Annotated in this window: 1 protein-coding gene; it reads left to right on the forward strand. The window is 40.2% G+C overall.

Annotated elements, in window-relative coordinates; all coding sequences use genetic code 11:
• The first annotated feature begins 121 nt into the window (after window positions 1-121).
• Window positions 122-907 carry a toll/interleukin-1 receptor domain-containing protein gene (locus AB4238_RS22410; protein ID WP_372035848.1) on the forward strand — a complete coding sequence of 262 codons (786 nt, stop codon included), beginning with the start codon at window positions 122-124 and terminating at the stop codon, window positions 905-907.
• The last annotated feature ends 145 nt before the right edge of the window (window positions 908-1052 follow it).

A 1052-nucleotide genomic window follows, 5' to 3' on the forward strand; every position in this document is an offset into this window, starting at 1 on the left:
TGGCTGGCTAGTAATAATTCCTGTGTCCATTTCAGGTTAGCTTGTTAACATTAAAGTAACTCGGCTGTCTGTTCTTATTCGGAATTCAGCCTAATATACTGTTAGGCCTACAGGGAGAATCATGAAAGTATTTTTTAGTCACGCATCAGAAGATAAGCCACTTGTCGAACAAGTCTTTTTGAGAGTCGGTCAGCGATTTCCTGATATAAAAGGTTGGCTTGATAAGTACGAAATTTTAGGTGGTGACGACCTAATAGAAACTGTCCATGCTGGAATCGAATCCGCAGATAAGTTCCTTATATTTCTGTCTCCAAACTCGATAGATAAACCTTGGGTAAGAACAGAACTACGCAAAGCATTGGCAGATGAAATCAACGGCATCAAGCCAGAATTCATCGTTCCCGTAAAGGTTGGCCATATATCTCAATTCCCACCATTCTTAGAAAGTCGTTTCTACATCGACATTGAAAACAAAACTGAAGAAGAGTGGATGCTTGATATTTATGCAGCAATTACAAGGCAAAAGAAAGAAACAGACACTCCAGCAGCTAATCTAGCCGTCTCTGTTCAGCTTGCGAGTGACGAGCCAAAAGCCGCAATGGTTGTATTTGAGCCTCAGTTTTGGGCTGAGCCAATCGGATTCAAAATTACAACATCCAAAAAAATAGAAAGTACTGTTTGGCAATACCCTGCGTTCAAAGGTATGCAGCAAATCTCTATCTCCGAGTTAAAAGGTGATTTCGAGTATGGCATTCGTATTTATGACCACAACATAAAACCGAAAGTGCCTTTTGTAATGGGCGTTGTTTTTGGTGATGACGATAATCCACGAGAAAATATTACTAATATTGATCCTTGGGATGGAGAAGGTGGTGAACAGAGCATGCGAGTCGTTAGCTTCAAGTAGGCCTAACACATATGAGCCTCCTGCCGGTAAATAGGCGAGCCTAACTTATTTGACTGCTTTTGCAGTCAAATTTAAATCAATCAACAAATTCATCTACTTCGTCTGTCAGTTAGCTGTCAAATCATCAAAAAAATACATAGACAGC

This window comes from Shewanella sp. 10N.286.45.A1 (assembly GCF_041470405.1).
In the GTDB taxonomy this organism is placed as follows: domain Bacteria; phylum Pseudomonadota; class Gammaproteobacteria; order Enterobacterales; family Shewanellaceae; genus Shewanella.